Genomic DNA, 2,988 nt, shown 5'->3' with positions numbered 1-2,988 from the left:
GGGGGCAGGTGGACCGGGGGCCGCTACGCCGGCATGAGCGGCGATAGCCGACAACCTTCGACGAATTTCCACGTTCCTACGCTGGCAGAACCGCTGCATAATTGCCTGATTGAGCTTGTCATTTTTTCAATGAGATTTTGCCATGGCGAATGCAATTGAAGATCTTCAGATGCTGCGGTTGATCAGGACATTCCAGAAGCTGATCGACCCGGACACGCGGCGTATGGTGCTCTTGTACGTTGAGGAGCGGGTTCACAAGCAGCAAGCCGTTGCCGTGGTCGAGCACACGCCGGCTTCCGAGTGTTCGGCAAGTCACCGCCCGGCGTCGGCCGCGACACAACCGGAGATTCGTAGTCATTGGCTGGCCGATATGCGAAGCTAGGACATATTTCGCGTCTCGGAGGAGAAACCCGATGCGCCTTGTATTGCCTTATCTAGGAATTGGTCTCTGCGCGTCGCTGGCGGCGTGGATGTCGGTGATGTTGTTTTATTGAACTCAGTCCGCCCAAGCGCGTCGACTGGGCGCCCCTTAATAATCTAGCTGTGAGGGTCGTTTCCGTGCGGCTTTTGCAGAATTTCGGCATGCGTCCATGCGCTTCACGATCGCGTAGGGATGGGCGCTCGGACGGATCGCGGCCAAGCTTGGATTGCAGCTCGACGAGGTCGATGAAGACGTCAGCCTGGCGGCGCAATTCGTCGGCGATCAACGATTAATGAGCTAATTTGTCCCTGCGCCGCTCGTCACGCGAGCTGCCGCATCATCAATTCGAATTACGCATCTACAGTTGCGACGTATGTAACATGCAGGGTTATTGGTGTTTTTGAACCGTCCAGAATGACACGGAGACTCTTGGGATGATACCCAGTACCAATCACCGTTCCGTTCTTGCCGCACAACCGTGGCCCCGCTGTGGGCTTTACCTCAATGCGAGAACCAATCATAAATTGGCGTTTGATTGACAGAGGGTCTTGCATCGCCGGCGCCTGCACCGAATTCCTGGTTATCCGATGGCGGGGCGCTTCTTGACCGAAGCACCGAGCGCGGTGGATTTGCCGCTTCAGCATCAGGCGTTCTCCAACAAGGTTTCCTTGCGAGGCGGCTTTCGCGCAGGCGGCCGCTGTTATAAATCGGTACCCCGATTTCGCCTGCAGACTCGGGGGCCGGTGGCAACAGTGTGCTTGACCCGCGAAAAGCTCTTTTCAGTTAATTAGTACGATGTTAGCAATACTAAATTAATTTTAAGTTTCCGGGTGGGGCGCCGATTTGAATACCCCATTGAATCAAAAGTTGTATTTTGCTGGATCTGAGGGCGCTTGGGAGTCCTTTAGCTTCCCTGAGCGTGGCCCAACTAACGCAGTCATCATTCCGGACGCGCATCTCTTGTTCTCAGGGGAATATGCACGTTCGGGCCATGATCTCATCATTTCTGATCCTAATCATCGGGTCACGGTCCCCAATTACTTTCTCGGTGAGAAGCGTTCGCCGCTAAGCTCAGCCGACGGCGCGCTGCTCGATCCGAGAGTCGTTGAAGCACTCACCGGCTATCAAACCTTTGCTCAGGCCGGAGGAAGTGCCGCTGCTGGAAAGGTGATTGGCCACGTCGCGACCATCACGGGAAGCGCCAGCATCGTTCGCAATGGCGTTACCATCGCGGCGAATAATGGGGATGTCGTCTATCAGAACGACGTCGTGCAGACTGGTAGTGGCTCTACCATCGGCCTGCTTCTGATCGACGGCTCAACGTTCAACCTGAGTGCCAACGCTCGCTTCATGTTGAACGAATTGGGGTATGAAGAGCAGAGTAATGCGAATGGTACTTTAGTGAGCCTGACGAATGGTTCGAACCATTCGCTGTTCACTCTCGTCCAGGGTGCAGCCACTTTTGTCGCTGGCCAGGTTGCCAAAACAGGTGACATGCAAGTCGCGACGCCAACGGCCGTGATCGGAATTCGCGGTACAGCAGTCCTTCTTAATGTCGATGCAGTGGATGGGCAGGTCTCGGTCTCCGTTGCCGATCAGCATGACGGTCAGCTTCATTCAGTCCAGGTCTTCAAATGCGTCCCAACGAACTTGCTTCAAGGCGCCTGTACCGCGGGGGATCCAATCGGGGTAGTTACCAGCGATGGTCCATCGCTGACCATCACGCCAGCCGCAAATTTCGAGGTGACGACCCAAGCCGTCGGTAAGAGCCCAAGCCAAGTTGCGCAGGAATTCAGCGCTTTCCAGCAGGTGTTGACGACCTACGATATTGGGAAACAGATCGCTCCAAACACTCCGGCACCTAGCGACGGCAAGCGAGGAGATGTCGATACAAAGTCGCTGCAGAAGTTCGCTGGGAGCCCTCCACCATCACCCACCGAAGCCTCGACTACCGTCATTGCAGACGACGTGAAGGGCCAAGCTGGTGGCGGATCGATCACTCCAGTTTTTGTGACCCTCGCTTCCGTCACGGGAAGTTCTGCGTCCGCATCGAAGACGCTCGTCCCGACCTTGGATACACCGCAAGCTATCGCCTTGGTTTCGTTGGCACCTGTAACCATCAGCAATGCAGGTGGTCCAACCAATCAAGGAGGCCAAACGATCAGCGGAACTGTCGATCCGGCCCTCGTTGGAACGACAGTGACGCTGTACGATACCTACAATGGTATCACCACACAAATTGGAACGGTGACCGTTGGCTCTGGTGGCATTTGGAGCGCGGCAGTCACTCTGGCAGGTGATGGCAACCACAGCATCGTGGCTTTGGAACCTAGCGCCAACGGTACCCCGAGCGTGCCCGTTGTTTTCACGCTCGACACGGCGGCACCGACGGTTGCGATCACCAGCGCCGGAGGTTCGACCAACCAGGTCAGCCAGACCATCACCGGCACGGTGGACGTGGCCGATGCCGGCGCCACCGTCACCATCCTGGACGGCACCACGACGATCGGCACCGCGATCGTGCAGGGCAACGGCAGCTGGAGCAGCACGGTCACGCTGAACCAGGG

General features: G+C 56.7%; 2 protein-coding genes and 1 pseudogene. 2 read left to right on the top strand and 1 reads right to left on the bottom strand.

All coding sequences use genetic code 11. The features are described from left to right. Nucleotides 1-142: 142 nt before the first annotated feature. Nucleotides 143-382 (top strand): hypothetical protein, encoded by a 240-nt coding sequence (locus tag QCM77_RS39545; protein ID WP_280097086.1) that lies wholly within the window; start codon nucleotides 143-145, stop codon nucleotides 380-382. A gap of 155 nt (nucleotides 383-537) precedes the next feature. Here the strand turns inward: QCM77_RS39545 and QCM77_RS39540 are convergent. Beyond that, nucleotides 538-707, bottom strand: a pseudogene (locus QCM77_RS39540) (LabA-like NYN domain-containing protein); the annotation flags it as partial. 569 nt (nucleotides 708-1,276) lie between these two features. On the opposite strand from QCM77_RS39540, the gene QCM77_RS39535 reads away from it, so the two are divergent. Next, on the top strand, nucleotides 1,277-2,988 hold a 1,712-nt coding region (locus tag QCM77_RS39535), incomplete at its 3' end, for a FecR family protein (RefSeq protein ID WP_280097085.1).

Source organism: Bradyrhizobium nivariense, assembly GCF_029846695.2.
Lineage (GTDB): Bacteria > Pseudomonadota > Alphaproteobacteria > Rhizobiales > Xanthobacteraceae > Bradyrhizobium.
Note: the sequence above shows the minus strand (reverse complement) of the source record. Positions and strands in the feature narration are given on the sequence as shown.